25 protein-coding genes are annotated in these 22,887 nt (G+C 45.8%); 21 read left to right on the top strand and 4 right to left on the bottom strand.

The genetic code is table 11. The features are described from left to right. Nucleotides 1-41 precede the first annotated feature (41 nt). The 4 genes from ACO0KY_RS06430 (at nt 42) to ACO0KY_RS06415 (ending at nt 3,005) form a co-directional block, all read left to right on the top strand. Nucleotides 42-320 (top strand): DnaJ domain-containing protein, encoded by a 279-nt coding sequence (locus ACO0KY_RS06430; RefSeq protein ID WP_422998658.1) that lies wholly within the window; start codon nt 42-44, stop codon nt 318-320. Further along, nucleotides 317-913, top strand: coding sequence for a hypothetical protein (locus ACO0KY_RS06425; protein WP_423044919.1), 597 nt, complete (start codon nt 317-319; stop codon nt 911-913). The genes ACO0KY_RS06430 and ACO0KY_RS06425 overlap by 4 nt, the downstream gene beginning before the upstream one ends. An 8-nt stretch (nt 914-921) precedes the next feature. Continuing rightward, nucleotides 922-1,686 carry a hypothetical protein gene (locus ACO0KY_RS06420; protein WP_186912147.1) on the top strand — a complete coding sequence of 255 codons (765 nt, stop codon included), beginning with the start codon at nt 922-924 and terminating at the stop codon, nt 1,684-1,686. Between the two features lie 95 nt (nt 1,687-1,781). Next, complete coding sequence (locus ACO0KY_RS06415; protein WP_423044918.1) at nt 1,782-3,005, top strand: hypothetical protein; 1,224 nt, start codon at nt 1,782-1,784, stop codon at nt 3,003-3,005. 129 nt (nt 3,006-3,134) lie between these two features. On the opposite strand, the gene ACO0KY_RS06410 is transcribed toward ACO0KY_RS06415, so the two are convergent. The 3 genes from ACO0KY_RS06410 to ACO0KY_RS06400 all read right to left on the bottom strand — a co-directional run bounded on the left by ACO0KY_RS06410 (nt 3,135) and on the right by ACO0KY_RS06400 (nt 5,898). After that, nucleotides 3,135-4,295 (bottom strand): iron-containing alcohol dehydrogenase, encoded by a 1,161-nt coding sequence (locus ACO0KY_RS06410; protein ID WP_423044917.1) that lies wholly within the window; start codon nt 4,293-4,295, stop codon nt 3,135-3,137. An 88-nt stretch (nt 4,296-4,383) separates the two neighbouring features. Next, nucleotides 4,384-5,136: an SAM-dependent methyltransferase gene (locus tag ACO0KY_RS06405; RefSeq protein ID WP_423044916.1), complete on the bottom strand. Its 753-nt coding sequence runs from the start codon at nt 5,134-5,136 to the stop codon at nt 4,384-4,386. 120 nt (nt 5,137-5,256) lie between these two features. Continuing rightward, nucleotides 5,257-5,898 carry a Maf-like protein gene (locus ACO0KY_RS06400; protein ID WP_423044915.1) on the bottom strand — a complete coding sequence of 214 codons (642 nt, stop codon included), beginning with the start codon at nt 5,896-5,898 and terminating at the stop codon, nt 5,257-5,259. Between the two features lie 74 nt (nt 5,899-5,972). Between ACO0KY_RS06400 and ACO0KY_RS06395 the strand changes: the two genes are divergently transcribed. From ACO0KY_RS06395 to ACO0KY_RS06320, 16 genes are all read left to right on the top strand, one after another. Then, on the top strand, nt 5,973-6,545 hold the full coding sequence (locus tag ACO0KY_RS06395; protein ID WP_423044914.1) for a YceD family protein: 573 nt from the start codon (nt 5,973-5,975) through the stop codon (nt 6,543-6,545). Nucleotides 6,546-6,669: 124 nt separating this feature from the next. Beyond that, entirely contained in the window at nt 6,670-6,852 is a 183-nt protein-coding gene (rpmF, locus tag ACO0KY_RS06390) for a 50S ribosomal protein L32 (RefSeq protein ID WP_162018712.1), read from the top strand. Between the two features lie 258 nt (nt 6,853-7,110). Continuing rightward, nucleotides 7,111-8,187, top strand: a complete 1,077-nt coding sequence (plsX, locus tag ACO0KY_RS06385) for a phosphate acyltransferase PlsX (RefSeq protein ID WP_186912142.1) — start codon at nt 7,111-7,113, stop codon at nt 8,185-8,187. Then, on the top strand, nt 8,184-9,170 hold the full coding sequence (locus tag ACO0KY_RS06380; RefSeq protein WP_423044913.1) for a beta-ketoacyl-ACP synthase III: 987 nt from the start codon (nt 8,184-8,186) through the stop codon (nt 9,168-9,170). The genes plsX and ACO0KY_RS06380 overlap by 4 nt, the downstream gene beginning before the upstream one ends. Before the next feature lie 33 nt (nt 9,171-9,203). After that, a complete protein-coding gene (gene fabD, locus ACO0KY_RS06375; RefSeq protein WP_423044912.1) occupies nt 9,204-10,136 on the top strand; it encodes an ACP S-malonyltransferase in 933 nt (310 codons plus the stop codon). Continuing rightward, nucleotides 10,133-10,885: a 3-oxoacyl-ACP reductase FabG gene (gene fabG, locus ACO0KY_RS06370; protein ID WP_186912139.1), complete on the top strand. Its 753-nt coding sequence runs from the start codon at nt 10,133-10,135 to the stop codon at nt 10,883-10,885. The genes fabD and fabG overlap by 4 nt, the downstream gene beginning before the upstream one ends. Nucleotides 10,886-11,035: 150 nt before the next feature. Continuing rightward, complete coding sequence (gene acpP, locus ACO0KY_RS06365; RefSeq protein WP_186912138.1) at nt 11,036-11,275, top strand: acyl carrier protein; 240 nt, start codon at nt 11,036-11,038, stop codon at nt 11,273-11,275. A 35-nt stretch (nt 11,276-11,310) separates the two neighbouring features. Next, the gene (gene fabF, locus ACO0KY_RS06360; protein ID WP_423044911.1) at nt 11,311-12,552 is read left to right on the top strand and encodes a beta-ketoacyl-ACP synthase II; all 1,242 of its coding nucleotides are present in this window, start codon (nt 11,311-11,313) and stop codon (nt 12,550-12,552) included. 63 nt (nt 12,553-12,615) lie between these two features. Then, on the top strand, nt 12,616-13,119 hold the full coding sequence (locus ACO0KY_RS06355; protein WP_423044910.1) for a protein YgfX: 504 nt from the start codon (nt 12,616-12,618) through the stop codon (nt 13,117-13,119). Nucleotides 13,120-13,213: 94 nt separating this feature from the next. Next, complete coding sequence (gene rpoE / locus ACO0KY_RS06350) at nt 13,214-13,816, top strand: RNA polymerase sigma factor RpoE (RefSeq protein ID WP_186912135.1); 603 nt, start codon at nt 13,214-13,216, stop codon at nt 13,814-13,816. Nucleotides 13,817-13,856: 40 nt separating this feature from the next. Then, nucleotides 13,857-14,537, top strand: coding sequence for a sigma-E factor negative regulatory protein (locus ACO0KY_RS06345; RefSeq protein ID WP_423044909.1), 681 nt, complete (start codon nt 13,857-13,859; stop codon nt 14,535-14,537). 5 nt (nt 14,538-14,542) lie between these two features. Further along, complete coding sequence (locus tag ACO0KY_RS06340; protein WP_423044908.1) at nt 14,543-15,559, top strand: MucB/RseB C-terminal domain-containing protein; 1,017 nt, start codon at nt 14,543-14,545, stop codon at nt 15,557-15,559. Between the two features lie 70 nt (nt 15,560-15,629). Further along, nucleotides 15,630-17,105, top strand: a complete 1,476-nt coding sequence (locus tag ACO0KY_RS06335) for a DegQ family serine endoprotease (RefSeq protein ID WP_423044907.1) — start codon at nt 15,630-15,632, stop codon at nt 17,103-17,105. 259 nt (nt 17,106-17,364) lie between these two features. Further along, entirely contained in the window at nt 17,365-17,616 is a 252-nt protein-coding gene (locus ACO0KY_RS06330) for a glutaredoxin family protein (protein WP_423044906.1), read from the top strand. A gap of 1 nt (nt 17,617) precedes the next feature. Beyond that, complete coding sequence (gene rnhB, locus ACO0KY_RS06325) at nt 17,618-18,214, top strand: ribonuclease HII (RefSeq protein WP_423044905.1); 597 nt, start codon at nt 17,618-17,620, stop codon at nt 18,212-18,214. Continuing rightward, the gene (locus ACO0KY_RS06320; RefSeq protein ID WP_423044904.1) at nt 18,211-18,996 is read left to right on the top strand and encodes a TrmH family RNA methyltransferase; all 786 of its coding nucleotides are present in this window, start codon (nt 18,211-18,213) and stop codon (nt 18,994-18,996) included. The genes rnhB and ACO0KY_RS06320 overlap by 4 nt, the downstream gene beginning before the upstream one ends. A 124-nt stretch (nt 18,997-19,120) precedes the next feature. Here the strand turns inward: ACO0KY_RS06320 and ppsR are convergent, their stop codons facing one another. After that, on the bottom strand, nt 19,121-19,969 hold the full coding sequence (ppsR, locus tag ACO0KY_RS06315; RefSeq protein ID WP_422988586.1) for a posphoenolpyruvate synthetase regulatory kinase/phosphorylase PpsR: 849 nt from the start codon (nt 19,967-19,969) through the stop codon (nt 19,121-19,123). A gap of 356 nt (nt 19,970-20,325) precedes the next feature. Here ppsR and ppsA point away from each other — a divergent pair, with 356 nt between their 5' ends. Further along, the gene (ppsA, locus tag ACO0KY_RS06310) at nt 20,326-22,743 is read left to right on the top strand and encodes a phosphoenolpyruvate synthase (RefSeq protein ID WP_423044903.1); all 2,418 of its coding nucleotides are present in this window, start codon (nt 20,326-20,328) and stop codon (nt 22,741-22,743) included. Nucleotides 22,744-22,887: the final 144 nt, after the last annotated feature.

The raw sequence follows: 22,887 nt of genomic DNA, 5'->3' as shown, positions 1-22,887 counted from the left end.
GCAATGTAGCGCAGAATTCCGTTAATTTTTTCAAAGAGTCTATGAAAGATTACTACGTCATTCTGGGTATCGCGCCGAATGCAACACTGGCCGATATTAAGAAAGCCTTCCGTCAAAAAGCTGCCGAATTTCATCCCGACCGTAACACGTCGGAATTGGCACCGGAAAAATTCCATGCAGTGAAAGAAGCCTACGACATTCTGTCGGACGATGCGGCGCGCACTGCTTACGACGAGAATCGTCGCCGGAATTTGCTGGATTCGCCACTAGAAACGGCGACAGAAATCTGGAAGCACTATTTATCAGGAGTATTGAAGTGAAATTGTCACGTTTTTTTGAAGACTTGACCTCGGTTTACAATGCAGAAATTGAAGATTTAAAGTCAGATTCCGAGGGTAAGAACATACTCAAGACCAGATTGCGCGAAAAAGCAGAGCAATTACCTTTGTTATTGCCAATGATGGGAAGTAATCCAGAGATGCTGGCGTCGGCTTTTCATTCTGGTTTCATTTTTATGAATCCACTGGTCATGGAAACCTTAAGTACCAAAGAAGAGTCTAAGCTGCCAACCTGGAAAAGTTTGTCTACAGCGGTCAAGCTTGAACCTTGGGCTGAGCCATTAAGTAAAATTGTTCTTAATGCAGAAGGCGGAGAGCGTTTTATGGTGATTGCTGCTGCACTTGAATATTTGAATCGTGGTCAGCAAGCACGTAAACATAGTTCGACTAATACCCTTGAGGATGATGAGGATAGCGAAGCCAACGAGGAAGCAGAAGAACTGAAAGAAAACGGTGACCTCGATGGCAATTACGGCCGCCACGGTCGCGACGACGGTGATGATGGCGATGATTATGATCTTGATGAAGCTGGTGCTGATTGGCTTGCTGAGCAAGGTTTTGATCGCAAAGATTAAGGATAGTTATGACATTACCTGCATTAATTGAAGCGCAAAATCTGATTCTGGCGGGCGATATTGCCGGTGCTGAATTTGCATTGGCAAATATCGCAGAAACTCAGGGGGATAAGGCGCTGGTAGCCGCGCTGGATGATTTTCCATCGAAGGATTTGTTAGCGATTATTCGCGAATACGATGCCTCAAAAGAGTCATTGGTGAACTTGTTGGTAACGCCAGAGCAATTTGCCCAAGCGGTGGTGTTGGAGCGTCGTTATGGCGACCAGACCCATGAACAATTGCGCGGCATGATCAATTCTGTGATCTTCCGTGAAGGTGCTGATCCGGCGGAATTTTTGTATGAAATCGCCGAAGTCGACGGCGGCTACGATGCTTTGGTCGATTATTTGCTGGATCGTACGCAAATGGTCGAGCATTTCTATCGCTATGCTACGTTTGATCTGTATGAGTATGGTGATGGTGCTAAAACGCAGGCGCAAGAAGATGATTTGATGAATCTGGATCGCGATACCGAAAGTCTGGCATCGCCTCTGGATATGGCAAATCTGGAAGATCGCGACTGGATGCAAGTGACTTACATCTTACGCTATGAGTTGCCAGAGATTTTCCGTGAAGTGTTAATGAAATTGCGGGCGCGTTATAAGGCTTACCTGGCTAATCTTCAATCGGATGAGCTTGAAGGTGGCGAAGCTGAATCCGAAGAGGAAGATGATCGTCCAAAAAATAATGATGATGGCGACGATAAGGATGATGACGAAGAGTCGGCGTTGTAGTGCTTGCTTTTGATTGCTGGTCGAAATGCAGGACGCGTGTAGCGTTCTGCATTTTTTGCTTGTCTCCCTTGAAAATTTAAACGAGTAAAGATCCCATGTCTGATACACCCTACGATATTGCCCTGATCGATAACCGTCCATTTTTTGAATCCGCCTTGCGTTTCGGTGTGCAGCGGGCGATTATTTCCAGCAGTAAAATCGCTGCTATCGAGGCCGAAGCGCCAAAAGGCTTGGTGCAGATTGCTGATACGTTCGGTAGTAAATATTTGCGCCCGGAAATTGAAGCTGCGCGCAAACGCATCGTCAACCTTGCCAGTCTTTATCTGATTGAAAGTTCCAGGGGCGATTTAGAAATTGCCGCAAAGCTTATCCGCGATAATACGTTTTTGAGCTTATCCCGCGGCGGCTCTTGCCTGCTGAAAACTTTATTTGCGCTGCCAGAGTACGCATTGCTCGGTCGCGAGGCGAAAGGTCGGGTGGAGGATTTTCTCGAAGCGTGGTCGCTCAAAGAAAAGCCGCATGAATACCGCAACACCTTAGAGCATCGTCAGTTAAATGCCTTAGAGATCGCGGCTGGCTATTGGTTTGGAGAATATCTTGGACTGTCTGCCGAGAATTTGAAAGATGAAGATGTCGAAGCGGTTAGTGTTGTTCGTTCTGCTTTGTTGGTGATGATGTTTGGTGGTCCTGATGATAATCTGGCCAATCAACTTGAGTTTGCGACTTTGATTGAATCTATACGAGCGATGCCGGCGGCAAAACGTAATAAGGCGATTGCTAATGTTGATTTGTCCGAAATTCCAGAGCAGTTTTTGCCTGTCGTACTGCGCATAATCGAAGAAATTAAGACGCATGACATCCTGGTGATGCAAGATAAGAAGTCATCTCTTGATCGTCTTGTTTTTAATTTAAAAGATAAATACTACCTCGGTGATCACGAGATTGAAGATACGTCAGAATATGATGCGCTGGTTTCGAAAGAATGGAGCCGATTAACCAAGGGGAAGACTGACGTTGATTCGCTGATGACACTGTTCGTTTGTATTTCTGCGGGGATTACGCCAAAAACCAGCATATCGGAAAAAATTGCGAAGTCTATTGTTAAGCAATTCAGAAACGATGGTTTTCCGCATGAGTTGGCGACGGCGTGGATTACAGACTCTGCGCCACATGAAAAGCAAGAGGGTTTATTGGAAGATTGGGTTAACTTTATCGAAGAAGCCAATAATTACTTGCTTGATGATTGGGATACGACGTACAGCGGCGCAATGCGGTTTCTTGCTTTACATTGTCATGTGCAAAAAGCAGGTAGCAAGTAATCAAGGCAGGTGGCTGCAACATCCCGATTCCTTGCTGATCCCTAATTCACTACCTAACCGAGCGGGTTGCACTCGCCCTATATATAAAATCCGGCATTGCAAAAGTGCCGGATTTTTTCTGGATGCTGTTTAAAGGCTTAGTTCTAACACCTGACGACTGATGTCTAACGTCACATCGCGTTTTTCACCTAAGGCAACCATGCGATGCGTTTCCAGAGCGGCGACGATAGGATCGATGTTGCTTGCATTGAGTGCGTAATCGCTTAAGCGTGTTTTGACGCCCATTTGCTCAAAGAAATCTTGCGTGCGGCTAATTGCTGTTTCAATGCGTGTGTCTTCATCGCCATCGCGCAAATCCCAGATACGTTCAGCGTATTGCAAGAGTTTGGCACGTTTTGATTCTTTACGTACTCTGAGCATGCTTGGCAATACGATCGCCAGAGTTTGTGCATGGTCAATGCCATGCAATGCGGTTAGTTCGTGGCCAATCATATGGGTCGCCCAGTCTTGCGGAACGCCTGCTGAGATCAATCCATTGAGTGCCATCGTGGCGCACCACATCAGGTTGGCACGGACGTCGTAATCTTCAGGATTTTTCAGTGCTTTCGGGCCTTCTTCGATTAAGGTCTTTAATAAACCTTCAGCAAATCTGTCCTGGACTGGTGAGTTTACCGGGTAGGTCATGTACTGTTCCATGACGTGTACAAAAGCATCGACCGCACCATTGCCAATCTGGCGAACAGGCAGGGTGTAGGTTTTGGTTGGATCGAGTACTGAAAATTTCGGGTAGCAATGTGGGCTGGAGAAGGCCATTTTTGCTTTGATTGATTTGCGTGTTACCACAGCTCCCGCATTCATTTCCGATCCCGTTGCTGGTAGGGTCAGAACACTGCCGAAAGGCAAGGCTTTTGTGATGTTGCTGCCGCGTTTTTCCAGAATTGACCATGGGTCGCCGCCCTCAAATAAGGCCGCTGCAGCGATGAACTTGGTGCCGTCAATGACTGAGCCGCCGCCCACTGCTAGCAGGAAGTCAATTTGTCCATTTTTGATGACTTCCACCGCTTGCATGAGCGTTTCGTAACTGGGATTTGGTTCTATTCCAGTAAATTCGGTAACAGAACGTGTGCCTAATGCTGCAATGACCTCGTCAAAAACGCCGTTTTGCTTAATGCTGCCGCCACCGTAGAGTAAAAGTACTTTGGCGTTCTCTGGGATGACCTTGTTCAAATCGGCAATACGCCCCTTGCCAAAAAGAATGTGGGTGGGATTGTAGAAATCAAAATTCAACATGGGTATTTCCTCCGAAAAAAGACATAGTAGCGCAAATCGAAAAAACAAACCGTTCGTTCGATTTTTGTTATTTTCGGAGGGTTGTTGTTTAATTTGCCAGGAATAAAAAAACCGTTGGTTTTTTATGAAAATCCGGTAATTGACTGCTTGAGATGCGCTTTTTCCAATCCGCGGCATTAAGTGTCATGATTGATTCGGTAGGTAGGCTCAGGTCTGTTGCAACACAGATCAGGCTGCTGGGATTGCAATGTGTTGCTAAGGCTTCCAGCATGGCAGTGTTGCGATAAGGTGTTTCAATCAGTAATTGCGTTTGTTTTTCTTTTTTGGAGCGATCTTCCAATTCTTTGATACGTTTCGCACGTAAGGCAGCATCCGTAGGAAGATAGCCATGGAATGCAAAGCTCTGGCCATTCAAGCCGCTGCCCATCAGACCCAATAAAAGAGAGGAGGGGCCAACAAGCGGACGAACAGTGATGTCGTTTTGATGCGCTAATCGCACCAGGTTTGCGCCAGGATCTGCAACGGCTGGAACGCCGGCCTCAGAGATCAAACCGACATCGTGACCTTGCAATAAAGGCTGAAGCAAGCCTTCTAATGCTTGAGTTGGCGTATTAACGTTTAATTCGCTAATCTGGATTTCTTGCATTGCAAGTTTTAGTGGATGGTGCTGACCCAACAACTTTAAATAAGCACGGGTGGTTTTTGCGTTTTCAGCGACAAAATAGTTGAGTTGTGCAGTCATCGCTTGCACTGTATCGGGGATAATTTTTGCCAATAAGCCTTCTTGCTGGCCTTCGGAGTATCCCAATGTATTTGGAATGAGGAAAAGTGTGCCGGTCATGGTGTATTTTTCGTTTGTGTTATTGTTTATTCGTGATATTTTAAAGTACTGGTAGGGAGTATTTTTCAACGGCTTCTATTTTCTTATGAGAATTTGGTGAAAAATAAGGATACTCCCCCACTATTTGTAAAAGCTAACACCAGCGTTGCGCAGCATATCTGTTAAGGCAATCAATGGCAGACCAGTTAATGCGCTCGGATCGTCGCTTTTTATCGAAGACAAAATGGTGATTCCCAGTGCTTCATTTTTGGCACTTCCTGCACAATCGTACGGTTGCTCTATCCGTAAATACGCATCCAGCTCGGCATCGCTCAGATCGCGGAAGCGAACGACCGTTTCGATATCGCGAATCTGCAGTGGGTTCGTAGCGTTGGTGCGAGTGTCGAGTAAGCAAAGTGCGGTATGAAAGACCACTTCGCGCCCGCGCATGAGTTGCAACTGCTTTAGCGCGTTGTCGTGATTACCTGGTTTGCCAATTTGCAAGTTATCCAAGGTTGCGACCTGATCTGAGCCTATGATCAGAGTTGGCTCATGTTGATTGAGTTGCGTGGCAATGGCTTCTGCTTTTTGTCGAGCCAGTCGCAGTGCCGTCGCTGGTGGTGTTTCGGCGGCCAGAGGTGTTTCATCGATGTCTGGCGACATGGATGCAAATGGCAGTTGCAAGCGGCTTAGCAGCTCGCGGCGATAGGCTGAACTAGATGCTAAAATGAGGCTTGGATTGCTGTTGATATTGGCTTGTTGCGTAGATAGATGCGTAGTCATCGTGTTAATTTTGCTTTAAATTGCGATTTTGCCTTGTTTTAGCCTAAAAAGTGAGTCTAAGCCTTTGACTAATAATGGCAAGTGCTGTTATTATCGCAGGTTTTCTGGGTTCAAATAATCCTATGCAAGCTTTTGTGATTGACGCCTTCACGTTTTGTCGGCTCGAAGAGCAGCGGTCCGGTAGCATTCCGGTAGCAGATTTTCCGCGTCTTACAGAGGAAAGTGCCAACACTGCAGGTGTGTTGAACTGGACTTTGTCAGGTGGAAAAGACAAATTAGGTCACGCAGAGCTGGTATTGACGGTGACAGGTAGTGTGAATTTGATGTGTCAGCGTTGCCTGACGCCGTTTGAATTTGAAATAGACTCAGAATCAGTATTGATACTCGCCAAAAACGAAGAAAATGCCGATGAAATAGACGCATTGCTTGAAGATGACGAGGTCGATGTTGTAGTAGGTAGCAAAACATTCGATGTCTTTGCATTGATAGAGGATGAAGCGCTACTCGCAATACCCCAATCGCCCAAACATGCAGTATGCCCAGATGTAACATTGGCTTCAGCAGATTCTACTGCACGGGTTGACGCAGAAAGCAGTGAAAAAGTATCTCCTTTTGCTGTGCTGAAGAAGATAAGTGGGCGTACCTAGTGGCATTATTCTGAAAAAACACTCAGGTCGAAGTATTGTTAGGGATTCTTGGTTGGTGATGTTCGCACTCTTCAGCCAGGTGTGTAAATTTTTAGAAACATTTTTTGAAGTATTAGGAGTTATCATGGCAGTTCAGCAAAATAAAAAATCCCCATCCAAACGTGGCATGCACCGTTCCCACGATTTCCTGACTGCACCACAGTTAGGTATCGAGCCAACAACTGGTGAAACACATCTGCGTCACCACATCAGCCCTAACGGCTTTTACCGTGGTCGTAAAGTATTGAAAACTAAAAACGACGAGTAATCTCGTTTTTTAGTAAAAAAGCGGCGTAACGAGTCTTAGACTTGGCGCCGCTTTTTTTACGTCTTTAAGTTTCGCTGGGAGATGTCTTTAAGCGGTTTTTATTTGTAAATCGCGGTTCGTAGAGGGGAAATTTTCCGTTCTAAACCTAAAGAATTTCAGTTTTTTTCTTATTTCATTACTAAATGGCAATGAAAATAACTGAAATACTCCTCTAATTTGGTACACTAGCTGTTTCGCATAGAAGTTTCGTAACACCACATGACAATAAAAATTTCCATAGACTGCATGGGCGGCGATCACGGACCTGCAGTTACCGTGGCGGCGGCGGTTGCCTTCGCAAAGCGTGAGCCCGACGTCGAATTTCTATTGGTTGGGCTTGAGGAAAATATTCACGCTGAACTAAAAAAGAATCACGCTAGCCAGCATCCAAGAATTAAAGTTATTCACGCATCTGAAACCGTGGAAATGGATGACCCTATCGAAGTGGCGTTGCGGCGCAAAAAGGATTCTTCCATGCGCGTTGCCGTCACCCAGGTAAAAGAAGGAAACGCACAAGCTTGCGTATCGGCTGGCAATACCGGCGCGCTGATGGCAGTTTCGCGCTACGTATTAAAAACAATGCAGGGCGTCGATAGACCGGCCATCTTCGGGATGTTGCCAAATCAAAAAAATAAGCCAACATACATGCTCGATCTTGGCGCAAACGTCGATTGCGAACCTTTGCATTTACATCAATTTGCAATTATGGGATCGGTTCTGGTCTCGGCGCTCGAGGGTAGAGAAAAACCAAGCATAGGTTTACTTAATGTCGGTGAAGAAGATATCAAAGGTAACGACGTCGTTAAAAAAACGGCGCAATTATTGCGCGCTGATCATGAGCGCGGCCTATTGAACTTTTATGGCAACGTAGAAGGTAATGATATTTTCAAAGGCACGACAGATATCGTTGTGTGCGATGGTTTTGTTGGGAATGTCACTTTAAAAGCTGCAGAAGGTATGGGGCGCTTTGTAAAAACGACCTTGACCGAGGCATTTAAAAGTAGTCCACTCAATATTCTGGGCGCAATTATTGCCCGTGGCGCTTTGAAGTCTATCTCCCGCACCATGAATCCATCTAACTACAATGGCGGCAGCTTACTTGGTCTGCGTGGCATCGTGTTTAAGAGTCATGGTAGCGCTGATAAATACAGCTACGAATGGGCGATACAGCGCGCATTTGATGCTGCAAAAAATGATGTTTTAACGCGTATTTCAACTTCAATGGCAATACTGATGCCGGTGGCAGACCCGGCGACGCCAGATAACAATGACCAAACGGCACAGAAGATCGCATGACATTTTTTAGCAAAATTATTGGTACCGGTAGCTACTTGCCATCCAGAAAAGTTAGTAATCAAGATTTGACAGATCAGCTTGCTGCGAAGGGAATTGAGACCTCTGATGAGTGGATTGTTTCTCGCAGCGGGATTTCTTTTCGTCATTATGCTGAAGAGGGCGTCAATTCAAGTGACCTCGCGGTCGCTGCAGCAAAGCAAGCGCTGGACGCAGCCAAGATGCAGCCAAATGATATTGATATGATTATCTTGGCGACCTCGACGCCGGATTTTATTGGTGGCTTTCCAAGCACTGCTTGCATCGTACAAAATAAGCTAGGCATTAAAAATGGTGCTGCAGCAATGGATGTGCAGGCGGTATGTAGCGGCTTTATGTATGCGATGTCGATTGCAGATAGCATGATCAAGTCGGGCTCACATAAAAATGTTCTGGTTATCGGTGCTGAAGTTTTCTCGCGTATTTTGAATTTTGAAGATCGCACAACTTGCGTCTTATTCGGTGATGGTGCAGGAGCAGTCGTCATGTCTCGCTCAGAAGTGCCGGGCGTTTTGGCAACCAAACTTCATGCTGATGGTAGTTATGCCGACATATTGTGCGTGCCAGGGCAGGTACAGAATGATGCGATCGCTGGTAGCGGCTATTTGCATATGGACGGTCAGGCGGTTTTTAAGTTGGCAGTATCAGTGCTGGACAAAGTAGCAAACGAAGCTTTAGACGCTGCTGGACTGAAAGCGGCAGATATCGACTGGCTGATTCCTCATCAGGCAAATATCCGCATTATGCAAAGCACTGCAAAAAAGATGCGTTTGCCTATGGAGAAGTTGGTTGTCACGGTTGATCAACATGGTAATACATCGGCAGCATCCATTCCTCTTGCTTTAGATGCTGCTGTGCGTGACGGGCGCGTGCAGCCTGGTCACAAAATTTTGTTGGAAGGTGTCGGTGGTGGATTTACCTGGGGTGCTGCCATCGTTCAAATGTAGTTATCAAAATAACCCAAGAGAGACATATAAAACATGACCCAATTTGCATTTGTTTTTCCCGGCCAAGGTTCGCAGGCGATAGGGATGCTGAATGGTTTTGCTGATAATGCCGTCGTTCAGCAAACTGTTGCCGAAGCTTCTGATGCGTTGCAATTTGACCTTGGTAAATTAATTGCCGAAGGTCCAAAAGAAGACCTCGATTTGACCACTAACACGCAGCCAGTAATGTTAACGGCAGCGGTTGCATGCTACCGGGCCTGGATTGCTGCTGGTGGTGCTGCCCCTAAAGTTGTTGCTGGACATAGTCTGGGTGAATACTCAGCACTCGTCGCCGCTGGCGTTATCGCATTTAAAGACGCGGTTCCTTTAGTCCGCTTCCGTGCTCAGGCTATGCAAGAGGCAGTTCCTGTCGGGCAGGGTGGTATGGCAGCAATTCTAGGCTTGTCCGATGAAGATGTTGCTGCCGTCTGCCACGAGGCTTCTGTTGTGGGTGTTGTGGAGGCTGTGAATTTTAATGCGCCAGCTCAAGTTGTTATCGCCGGAACGAAAGCAGCCGTTGAGCGCGCGTGTGAATTGGCTAAGGCTAAAGGTGCAAAACGTGCATTAGTTTTGCCTGTATCCGCTCCTTTCCATTCTTCATTACTGAAGCCAGCATCAGATAAGTTGCGCGAGTATCTCGCAGGCGTGAGTTTTTCTGCACCATCAATTCCATTGATTAACAATGTCGATGTGGCAATCGTGATGGATCCTGCCTCTATCAAAGACGCCTTGGTTCGTCAGGCAGCCAGTCCGGTGCGTTGGGTTGAGACTGTAAAAGAAATGCAGGCGAGCGGTATTACGCACTTGATTGAATGCGGGCCAGGTAAAGTATTGTCCGGTTTGACGAAGCGTATTCATGGTGATCTGTTGGGTGATGCGATTTTTGATGCAGCAAGTTTGGAAAAAGTACTGGAAATCTTAAAATGACGAAACCATTAGCAAATCAGGTAGCGCTGGTCACTGGAGCATCGCGCGGTATCGGCAAGGCAATTGCTGTTGCTCTGGCAAATGCAGGTGCAAAAGTAATTGGCACAGCAACAACAGAATCAGGCGCAGAGGCGATTTCGGCTTATTTATCCGAAGTTGGTGCCGATGCTGGTAAAGGCGTTGCATTTAACGTCAACGATGTTGAGCGTTGCAGTGCTCTGGTTGAAGAAATTCAAAAGGAATTTGGAAGCCTGTCTATTCTTGTCAATAATGCCGGGATTACGCAAGATCAATTGGCGATGCGCATGAAAGAAGATGAGTGGGATAATGTCATTTCTACCAATCTGAATTCAGTAGCACGCTTATCACGCGCAGTATTGCGTGGCATGATGAAAGCAAAGCATGGCCGCATCATCAATATTACGTCCGTGGTTGGATCGTCGGGCAATCCGGGGCAGATGAACTATGCAGCAGCTAAAGCGGGTGTCGCTGGTATGAGTCGTGCGCTGGCACGTGAAATCGGTAGCCGCAATATCACTGTCAACTGTATTGCACCTGGCTTTATTGATACTGATATGACCAAAGCATTAACTGATGAACAAAAAGCGGTAATTTTGGCGCAAATTCCTATGGCTAAACTAGGTCGTCCGGAAGATATTGCTGCCGCTACCGTGTTTTTAGCTTCGCCAGATGCAGGTTATATTACTGGTACTACATTGCATGTCAATGGCGGGATGTATTTGGCATAATTTATTTTGTTGTTAATTGTCAGTGATTTCGCCGAAATTAGCCGGAGTTATCGCTGAAAATTTAGAGCTTGCTTTTTTTAGGTACAAACCTGCTAAAATGCGCGCACTTTCTGTAGGCCCTTATTTTTGATTTTTTCACTGGAGATACAAATGTCCGATATCGAACAACGCGTTAAGAAAATTGTTGCTGAACAACTGGGTGTTGCTGAAGCAGACATCAAAATTGAATCCTCTTTCGTTGATGATTTAGGTGCAGATTCTTTAGATACCGTTGAATTAGTGATGGCTCTCGAAGACGAATTCGAAATGGAAATCCCTGACGATCAAGCTGAAAAAATCACCACTGTGCAACAAGCGATTGACTACGCTACTGCGCACGTTAAGGCATAATTCAGTTACCTTGTTTTCAAATCCAGGAGAAACGCTTGAGTCGTTCGCTTAAACGTCGTGTTGTCGTAACCGGATTAGGTTGCATTTCACCAGTTGGCAATACAGTTGCTGCTGCATGGGAAGCAATTAAGGCCGGGCAGTCTGGTATTGCAACGATCACCAAATTTGACGCAACTTCTTTTTCCACGCATTTTGCTGGGGAAGTGAAGGGCTTTAATGTCGAAGAATACTTGCCGGCAAAAGAAGCTCGTAACATGGATACCTTCATCCACTATGGCATCGCTGCCGGGATGCAGGCGTTTCACGATAGTGGTTTGACTGTTACCGAAGAAAATTCCGAACGTATCGGTGTTATCGTCGGTTCTGGTATTGGTGGCTTGCCACTGATCGAGGAAACGAAAGAGACGCTGATGGAGCGCGGTCCGCGTCGCATCAGCCCTTTCTTTGTTCCGGCATCGATTATCAACATGATTTCTGGTCACTTATCGATTAAATTTGGTCTGAAAGGGCCGAATCTGGCGATCGTGACTGCCTGTACTACAGGCTTACATTGTTTGGGCTCTGCCGCCCGGATGATTGAGTACGGTGATGCTGATGTCATGATTGCTGGTGGTGCTGAGTCGACGATTTCTCCTTTGGGTCTGGGTGGTTTTGCTTCAGCTCGTGCCTTATCTTCTCGTAACGATGATCCGGCTACCGCTTCTCGCCCTTGGGATAAAGACCGTGACGGTTTTGTTCTGGGCGAAGGTGCTGGTGTGATGGTACTGGAAGAGTATGAGCATGCTAAAGCGCGCGGTGCCAGAATTTATGCTGAAGTGCTTGGTTTTGGGATGAGTGGAGACGCTTATCACATTACTTCACCAAGTATGGATGGCCCACGTCGCAGCATGGTCAATGCGTTGAAAGATGCGGGTATTAATGCTGATCAGATTCAATATTTGAATGCCCATGGTACATCAACGCCACTCGGTGATAAAAATGAAACTGATGCAATTAAAGCCGCATTTGGTGATTATGCATACAAGTTAACGGTGAATTCAACCAAATCCATGACCGGGCACTTGCTCGGTGGTGCAGGTGGTCTGGAATCACTATTTACAGTGTTGGCTGTGTATAATCAAGTTTCTCCACCGACGATGAACATCTTTAATCAAGATCCTGAATGTGATCTGGACTATTGTGCAAACACTGCCAGAGATATGAGGATTGATTATGCGATGAAAAATTCGTTCGGTTTCGGCGGAACGAACGGTACTTTGATTTTCGCCAAAGTATAAGTCATTGGCATTAAAGAGAAGGCACTTCGTTTCTTTTGAATCGAAGTGCCTTTTTTGCTATGTATGTCGATTGCCCTCAATGTTGTTATTAAACCGTCGCGCATTGTATTGGTGTTAAGTTTATGCATGTGCGCACTAGCGAGTCTTGCTCTCTACTTATTGCTATTCAACCAGCAGCTAACATTCTTTTCAAATCCCGTATTCCTTCCAGTGTTCGTTATTCTGTTTTTTAGCCTCCTTTGTGGTTACGTTTTGCGCAAGTGGCGTCTTATTGGATTTTGGCGTTTAGATATTGCCTCGGATGGCGCTATGGTGCTGCGCCAGATCACTAAAGAAAATCACTCCAAAGCTAGTATCGCAGTGAGTTTGAGTGCTAGTGCCGTCATCTGGAATGATTTGATGGTATTGCATATGCTGGAAAATGATTTATCTAGACGAACGTTGATAGTGATGAGGGATTCACTTGATGCCCTGAGCTTTCAACATTTGCGTGTTAGTCTGCTTTGGGCGCGTCAGCATCATTTGAGCGGGAGTAACCAGAAAAATCAAATAGGCGGGAACTTTTAAGTTTATACATGACTCTATGGTTTGTATGAATTGTGCTTTGAAGGCAGAATAATTTTTTATAGAATAGTTATTTGCAAAAAAACAGGATGATTGAGTGACGACAGAGCGCGAGATAGATCAAATTTTGGTCGAGCGCGTGCAGCGTGGTGATAAAAAGGCATTTGAGCTTCTGGTTTCCAAGTATCAACGGAAATTACTGCGGCTCGTGTCTAGGCTCGTCTATGATCAGGCTGAGGCCGAAGATGTGGTGCAGGAAGCATTCATTAAGGCGTACCGTGCCTTACCGAATTTTCGTGGAGATGCTGCGTTTTATACCTGGCTGTACCGAATTGGTATTAACACGGCCAAGAATTACTTGGTGACGCAAGGTCGTAGAGCGCCCACTTCGACGGAAAGTGATGTAGAAGAAGCCGAAACTTTTTCCGATGCGGATGGACTAAGAGATATCAATACGCCGGAATCTTTATTGGCAAGCAAACAAATTGCTGCAACAGTGAATGCTGCAATGTCTGCATTGCCAGAAGAATTACGAAATGCCATCACCCTCAGGGAAATTGAAGGTTTGAGCTACGATGAAATTGCAGAAGTGATGCTGTGTCCGATCGGCACTGTGCGCAGCAGAATTTTTCGAGCGCGTGAGGCAATTGCAGAACGATTGCGGCCAGTTTTAGGAACGACTTTGGATAATCGCTGGTAATCGCGTCACACCAAAAATATTGATTAGAATTCGCAGTACCATGGCAAATAAAATGAACAACGACATCTCAAAATACGAAAGCCTATCAGCAATGCAAGACGGCGAAATAAGCGACGCCGAACTGCAACACATGCTGAAACAAAGTTTATCTCAGCATGAAAAAGATGCATGGGATACCTATCATTTGATCGCGGATGTTCTGCATTCAGATGATCTGGCAGTAAAGATGAGTAGCGATTTTAGCCAACGCTTTGCAGATCGTTTTGCATCTGAACCCGTTTTACTCGTTCCGGAAGCGCACGCTAAGTATCAGGCGGAGCAGTCGACTACAGGCAAACGCCAGTTCTTCCGTTCTTATATGGCAATTGCCAGTGCGACTGCAGCAGCGGTGTTTGCATTCGCATTTGGCCCACAGTTATCCCATTTTGGTCGCGATAGTTTTTCATCGGTACAGGTAAGTAAGGCAGATAGTTCTGCGCGTCAGATTCAACTCGTCTCGGCGTCAGTTGGATCTGAATCTACTGAAGTCGCCTCGGCAGACGATATGCCACGTTTCGTAACTGTTGCTCAAGATGCGGATGCGCAGAATCAGATTGACATGGTTCGCGATCCGAGAATTGACAGTTATCTCCTGGCGCATCAACGGTTTTCTCCCGCCATTAGCAATGCAGCGCAATACGTAAATCGGCCGAATAGCAGTAAATCCGCATCGGAGAAATAATCATTATGCGGTTTAATCGTGTTCAATTTTCATTATTGCTGGTGTATCTTAGCATTGGGGTAAGTGTAGCTTGGGCAGGCACGCAAACTAGCGCAGCAGATGAGAAGCTGGAAGTGCAAGGTCTTATACGTATGATTCAATCATCGCCGCAGAAATTGAACTATTCTGGGACGTTCGTTTATCAACAAGCAAACCAGATTAGAACATCGAAGATTACCCACCATGCTGACGCGAATGGTGAATTGGAAAAGCTTGAAATTCTCGATGGCAATTCTCGTGAATATATCCGCAAAAATGATGAAGTATCCTGTTATTTGCCTGATAGTAAAACCATACAAGTAGAAAAGAACGTGACCCAGGAAGTGTTCCCTGCTTTGTTCTCGCATAACGCGCAATCATTACCGGATGTCTATAGCTTCAAGAAGGGCGAGCCAAACCGGGTTGCTGGTCTTGAGTGTCAGACCTATTCATTGACTCCTAAAGACGGGAGTCGCTACGGATACAAGCTCTGCGCAGAAAAACAATCGGGATTGTTATTGCGTGTCCAGACTGTTAATAGTCGTGATGAGGTGATTGAGCAAATTGCTTTTACTCAATTGAAATTGGGTGACGTTGATAAGAACAAGTTAAAGCCGAGTTTTCAAAATCTGAATCAATGGAATATTGAAAATCTGACGGTTCAATCCAATATTGTATCAGGCTGGGTAGTCAAGTCCTTGCCTGTGGGTTTTATCAAGATCAAAGAAATGAAGCGTGTGATTTCCTCTCCTGCGTCAAGCTTGAGTGACAAAAAGGCAGTCCCATCGCATCAAGTGATTCAAATGATCTTTTCCGACGGCATGGCGACTATCTCGGTGTTTATTGAACCTGATCTGGAGCGCCGTAATGAAGGAAGTTTGCAACAAGGAGCGATGGCGATTATGACTAAACGACAAGGAAATTACTGGCTGACTGTGATAGGTGAGGTGCCAGTAACAGCAATTCGTCAAGTGATCAATTCGATTGAACTCAAATCCAAATAAATCGATTGATGCAGCGCCGATAGTAAAAACTTGAATTTATTTTGTCCACGCAATAAAAGTGAGTAAGTCCATGAATAAAAAAAAATATTTTCCTACTGAAAAAATTTTATCTGGGTTGATTATTGGTCTTTGTGTATCGATGGCTAGTCCCGTGGCACTCAGTGCCACGTCTGCGCCGCAAGCCGCACCCGTGGTTACAGGATTGCCTGACTTTACTGATTTGGTCGATAAAGTGGGACCTGCTGTTGTGAATATTCGTACCACTGAGAAAGCGCAACAATCGCAGGGTGAACTGGGCGCTGACGATCAGCAAATGCAAGAGTTTTTTCAGCGTTTTTTTGGAATGCCCATGCCTAAACAGGCACCAGCACCTCGGGGGCGCAAACAAGTTCCACAGCAACAAGAAGAAATCCCAAGAGGCGTTGGCTCCGGCTTTATCATTTCGCAGGACGGTTTTGTGCTGACCAATGCCCACGTGGTGGATGGTGCATCGGATATTTATGTCAAGCTGACTGATAAGCGCGAATTCAAAGCCAAAGTGATTGGTATCGATAAACGTACTGATGTTGCTTTGATTAAAATCGAAGGCACCAAGTTACCAAAAGCGATAATCGGAGATTCCGATAAGATCCGCGCTGGCGAATGGGTGATCGCGATCGGCTCACCATTCGAGTTAGACAATACTGTCACTGCGGGTATTATTTCTGCGAAAGCACGTGATACCGGCGAATATCTGCCATTAATTCAGACCGACGTTGCCGTCAATCCAGGTAACTCAGGCGGTCCGCTGATTAACATGCGTGGCGAGGTGATCGGTATTAACTCGCAAATTTATAGCCGCTCTGGCGGTTACATGGGCATCTCGTTTGCAGTGCCCATCGATGAAGCTATGCGGGTAGCTGATCAGTTAAAAACTTCAGGTAAAGTCACGCGTGGACGCATTGGCGTGCAGATTGGCGAAGTGTCAAAAGATGTTGCTGAATCTATCGGTCTGAGCAAAGCAGAAGGTGCGTTGGTCGTTCATATCGAGGCAGGCTCACCCGCTGAAAAAGCCGGTATTCAGGATGGTGACGTGATTTTGAAGTTCAATGGCCAACCAATTAGCAAGTCATCAGATTTGCCACGTATTGTTGGTGCAATTAAGCCTGGATCAAAAGCCGTTGTCACAATTTGGCGCAAAGGTGCTCTGCGTGAGCTGGGAGTGAGCATCGCTGAGATCGAAGCGGAGAAAACTGCGCAAAAGGCCGATAAGAAGAGCAAGAAAGACCAGGCCAATGTGTTAGGTGTCTACGCTTCCGAGTTGAGCGATGCCCAGAAAAAGGACTTTCCTGGTGGGGGTGTCGTCATTGAGACAGTAGATGGCGCAGCGGCTGCTGCTGGCTTACTCCCGGGCGATGTCATTTTGACGCTGAACAATGTTGATGTAAAAGACGTCAAACAATTTAGTGCAATGGTTGCTAAATTGGATGGAAAAAAAGCCGTTGCATTGCTTGTTCGTCGTGGCAATCTGTCTCAATTTATTTTGGTCAAACCTCAGGCGCAATAAACTTGTAGGTATTTGCATACCGTTCAGGAATAGGTTGCAAAACGAACCGTATCAGTAATGTTTTTACTGATACGGTTTTTTATCGTCTACAAATTTTGTTGTAGCGCGGCACAGGACTTATAATGAACACATCCGCTGCGATTCGTTCACGCTATGCTGAAAAGCCAATGTGAAACAGGCAGTATTTAAGTTGTTGATCTAGCCGTGCCGCTACTCAAACATCTTCGTGCGAGCCCTGCAAATTTTATTGGTGTTAATCATGATATCTTTTACCCTATATTCTCGTAGTTACTGCCACCTTTGCGACGATATGTTGGAGCAATTGCAAGCGCATACTCCGGATTTTCAATTTACGGTAGAAGTCATTGACATTGATTCTGATGCCGAACTGGTGAGTCTTTATGATGAATTGGTTCCGGTTTTGGTTGGAAACAAGCCGGGGCAACCAAGCCGAAAAATTTGCCATTACTATTTAGATACCACTGCCTTGAAGGCATTTTTTCAGGGTTGATATGCAAGAAAGCTTAAATTTGTTTGATTATGAAGGTGAAGTCATTTGTGGCGTAGATGAGGCTGGTCGTGGGCCATTGGCTGGGCCCGTGATGGCCGCCGCTGTAATACTTGATCCAAAACACCCGATAGCGGGTCTGCGAGATTCAAAAAAATTATCCGAAGCAAAACGTGATGCCTTAGCCATAGAAATTAAGCGGCATGCGCTGGCTTGGGCTGTTGCTGAGTGTTCTGAACAAGAGATTGATGAACTCAATATTTTGCAAGCGACTATGCTGGCCATGCGCCGTGCTGTTGAGGCGTTGTCGGTAACCCCAAGCCTGGCTTTGATTGACGGAAATCGTTGTCCAGTCATGGCGATACGCTCAGAAGCGATAGTTAAAGGCGACGATAAGGTGGCTGCGATTTCCGCTGCATCGATTTTAGCCAAAACCGCACGTGATCATGCGCTCTACGAGCTGCACAAACAATATCCGCAATACGCGTTGGATCAGCATAAGGGCTATCCGACTGCTTTACATCTTGAACGATTACGTGAACATGGTGTTGCGCCATTTCACCGTAAGTCCTATGCGCCTGTGAAGGCTTTGTTGAAATGAAATCAATTACTTCCCGCGATAACCCGCAGTACAAAGAACTTAAATTAATTGCCACTAGCGCGCAGGCGCGCCGCAAAGCGGGCCGGACTTTACTTGATGGCGTCCATTTGTGTGAGGCGTATTTGCAGCATCTTGGACAACCAGAGTTATGCATTGTGTCTGAAGTCGCGACCGATGATCATGAGGTGAGCCCACTCCTTGCCCAATGCGAACAAAAGAATGTGCGCTGCATTAGTTTGCCTGAGGCGTTGTATCAAGCCATTAGTCAGGTTGAGAACGGTGTGGGCATCATGTTTTTAATCGCTACACCAGAACCTGTATTACCAAACGCGATTAGCGAAACATCGGTTGCTCTGGATAATTTGCAAGATCCTGGTAATCTGGGTTCAATTTTGCGCAGTGCTGCAGCTGCGGGTGTCAAAAACGTGTTTTGTAGCCCCGGGACTGCATTTGCATGGTCACCAAAAGTTATGCGTGCGGGAATGGGAGCACATTTCCTGTTGAACATTTTTGAAAATATTGACCTCGAAGAAGTGCTTTCGAAATCGAATATCCCTGTTTTAGCGACTAGTTCGCACACAACTAAAACGATCTATCAGGCAGATTTGAGCCAAGCAGTAGTCTGGCTATTTGGACATGAAGGGCAGGGCGTGTCTGATAATTTGATGGCAAAGGCAACACACACAGTGACAATTCCCCAGCAAGCTGCTATCGAGTCTTTAAATGTGGCGGCCAGTGCCGCGATTTGTTTTTTTGAGCAAGTGCGTCAACAACTTAAATAAACATCTCCTGATTTCAAGCCAGTGACGATATTTCGTAGGGCAGGTGCAATCCACTATTCGTTTTACTCAAAAGGATAGCGCTGGTTGCACCTGCCCTACAACAATGCTTTGAATGGCGAGTCGTTTAATACACTTTTATGTCCGCTTTAATTTCTTGCAAAATCGTGGTTGAGATTTCCTCAATAGATTTAGCGGTTGACGATAACCAGCGAATTCCTTCGCGTTTCATCATCGCTTCAGCCTCATTAATTTCATAACGGCAATTTTCTATTGATGCATATTTACTACCTGGACGGCGTTCATTCCGAATTTCCGATAAGCGTTCAGGCGCGATACTCAAGCCGAACATCTTGCTTTTAAACTCTGGTAGTACAGATGGCAGCTTGCCACGTTCAAAATCGTCTGGAATCAACGGATAATTTGCCGCCTTAATCCCATATTGCATCGCCAGATACAGGCTGGTTGGTGTTTTACCAGAGCGCGAGACACCAACCAAAATCACATCGGCGGTCGACAAGTTTTTGTTTGATTGACCATCGTCATGTGCCAGTGAGAAATTAATCGCCTCAATACGATTCTTGTATTCTTCCGAATCTGCAATATTATGGCTACGACCTATCGTGTGCGTTGATTTGACGCCTAACTCTTGTTCAAGTGGTGAGACAAATGTTTGAATTAAATCCATATGCAATCCTTTGGATTTAAAAACAACGCCCGCCAGATCGGCTTTGACCAGCGTAGAAAAAACAATAGGCCGCACTCCGTCTTGCGTGAAGGCGTCATTTATTCGTCTGACCGCATCATGTGCCTTATCCAGAGTATCAATAAATGGTAATCGGATTTGTCGAAATTTCAGATCAAACTGGGTCAGCACCGAATGTCCGAAGGTTTCAGCGGTAATACCTGTGCCGTCGGAGACAAAAAACACGGTACGATTAGCTTTTGGCAGTGCATGTGATTGGGATTCTGGCATTTTTTATTTTGCTTTGTGGTAATTAGTAAAGTCGGAAATAAAATAGGAAATAAAAAGGGAAATCAAATAATTCGAGAGCCATTTCCTTTGTTTTACTTCAATTCCTGCTTGTTTGTAGCCCGCATGTCGTTTTCTTAACACAGCACAAACATACAAGTGAAAAATTTTTGTATAACGAACAAATAAAAAAGAAGGGAAATTCTTCTTTGGCATAGATAAATTCTGCAGGACACAATGTAAAATGCTGCAAGAGCACGACGCACGTCATTCGTACCAAGAATAACAAAAAAATAGCGATAGACGAAGCAGTACCGCAGTCAATAGCAAAGATTTCTTACCATCAAAAAGAGGTTGTTATGTCCAACGCAGCAAATACTGAAGCAACTTACGTTGCCTCATTTGAGCATCTACGAATGACGGATGTTGAATCCGTCGGCGGAAAAAATGCATCTTTAGGCGAAATGATTAGTCAGCTCGCCACTGCAGGTGTTCGTGTTCCAGGTGGCTTTGCCACAACAGCACAAGCATTCCGTGATTTTTTATCGTATAGCGAAAATGGCGGCTTGCCTTTGGCGCAGCGTATCGCAGATCGTCTTGCCGATTTAAATATTGACGACGTCAAAGAATTGGCAAAAGCCGGTGCCGAAATCCGTCAATGGATTATCGACACACCGTTCCAGCCACGTTTGCAAAAAGAAATCGAAGAGTTCTACAACAAGCTGGTTGCAGACTCCAGCGCTGAAATGTCGTTCGCAGTGCGTTCCTCTGCAACGGCGGAAGATTTGCCAGATGCATCTTTTGCTGGTCAACAAGAAACCTTTTTGAACGTGGTTGGTATTGATAACGTTCTCGAAGCAATGAAGCACGTGTTTGCTTCTTTGTACAATGATCGCGCGATTTCCTACCGTGTTCACAAAGGCTTTACTCACGCCGAAGTTGCTTTGTCTGCTGGTGTACAGCGCATGGTGCGCTCAGATCTGGGCGCAGCTGGTGTGATGTTCACGATTGATACGGAGTCTGGCTTTAAAGACGTCGTATTTATTACCTCCAGCTACGGTTTGGGCGAAACAGTGGTGCAGGGTGCGGTAAATCCTGACGAATTTTACGTCCACAAACCGATGCTGGAACTGGGTAAATTGCCAGTTATTCGCCGTAACATTGGCTCAAAGCTGATCAAGATGGAATTTACTGGTGAAGCCAAAGCAGGGCGCTCAGTTAAAACGGTTGATGTGCCAGTAGAAATGCGTAACCGTTATTCTTTGACCGATACTGAAGTCGTGGAATTGGCTAAATACGCCGTTATTATCGAGAAGCATTATGGCCGCCCTATGGACATTGAATGGGGCAAAGACGGTCGCGACGGTAAACTCTACATCTTGCAAGCACGTCCAGAAACGGTTAAGTCTCAACAAAAGTCCACTGATGCGCAACAGCGTTTCAAACTCAAAGGTAGCGGCACAGTGTTGGCGTCTGGCCGCGCCATCGGTCAAAAAATCGGTGCTGGTCGTGTTCGTGTAATTCACGATCCGTCCGAAATGGAACGCGTACAACCGGGTGACGTATTGGTTGCTGATATGACCGATCCCAACTGGGAACCAGTCATGAAACGTGCTGCAGCGATTGTGACTAACCGAGGTGGTCGTACTTGCCACGCTGCGATTATTGCGCGTGAACTGGGCGTGCCTGCCGTCGTTGGCTGCGGTGATGCCACTGATATGCTGAAGGACGGTACATTGGTGACTGTGTCCTGTGCCGAAGGCGACGAAGGTAAGATCTATGACGGCTTGCTGGAAACAGAAGTCACCGAAGAACTGCGCGGTGAATTGCCTAAGTTGCCATTGAAAGTCATGCTCAATGTCGGTAACCCGCAATTGGCATTTGATTTCCAATCGGTACCAAATGATGGCGTTGGTCTGGCACGTCTGGAATTCATCATCAATAACAACATTGGCGTGCATCCAAAAGCAATTCTGGAATACCCAAATATTGATCCTGATTTGAAGAAGGCAGTTGAATCCGTAGCTCGCGGGCATGCTTCACCACGTGCTTTCTACGTCGACAAATTGGCTGAAGGCATCGCAACGATTGCGGCTGCTTTCTGGCCGAAGAAAGTGATCGTTCGTTTATCTGATTTCAAATCGAATGAATACAAAAAACTGATTGGCGGGTCTCGCTACGAACCTGACGAAGAAAACCCAATGCTGGGCTTCCGCGGTGCGGCGCGTTATCTTGCAGCCGACTTTGCTGAATCGTTCGAAATGGAATGCCAGGCAATGAAGCGTGTTCGTAACGACATGGGGCTGACTAACGTCGAAATCATGGTTCCTTTCGTTCGTACACTTGGTCAGGCAGAAAAAGTCGTCAATTTACTTGCGAAAAATGGTTTGAAACGTGGCGAAAATGGCCTGCGTCTGATTATGATGTGCGAAGTGCCATCCAATGCGATTCTGGCAGAAGAGTTCTTGCAATTCTTTGATGGTTTCTCAATTGGCTCTAATGATCTGACTCAATTGACGCTGGGTCTGGATCGTGATTCCGGCATGGAATTACTGGCAGCTGACTTTGATGAGCGCGATCCTGCTGTGCGTGCTTTGTTGTCTAAGGTTATAGCGGCATGTACTAAGTTGAATAAATACGTTGGTATTTGTGGGCAAGGTCCTTCTGATCATCCTGACTTTGCAGAATGGTTGATGAAAGAGGGCATTGAGTCAATTTCGTTAAATCCTGACTCTGTTGTTGATACATGGCAAAAACTGGCGGCAGTTAGTAAATAATTAGGCTGCGGGCCAGTTAATTTTTGTCGAGCTTCATCGTACTGAGGTTGTACTGAGTTGTACTGAATTTTCACAAAAATTATATGTTTAAAATGAAAAGCGAGATGGTTCAAACTATCTCGCTTTTTTTTATCAATGGTACAA

This window comes from Undibacterium sp. Dicai25W, from assembly GCF_049340505.1.
In the GTDB taxonomy this organism is placed as follows: domain Bacteria; phylum Pseudomonadota; class Gammaproteobacteria; order Burkholderiales; family Burkholderiaceae_D; genus Undibacterium; species Undibacterium jejuense.
Note: the sequence above shows the minus strand (reverse complement) of the source record. Positions and strands in the feature narration are given on the sequence as shown.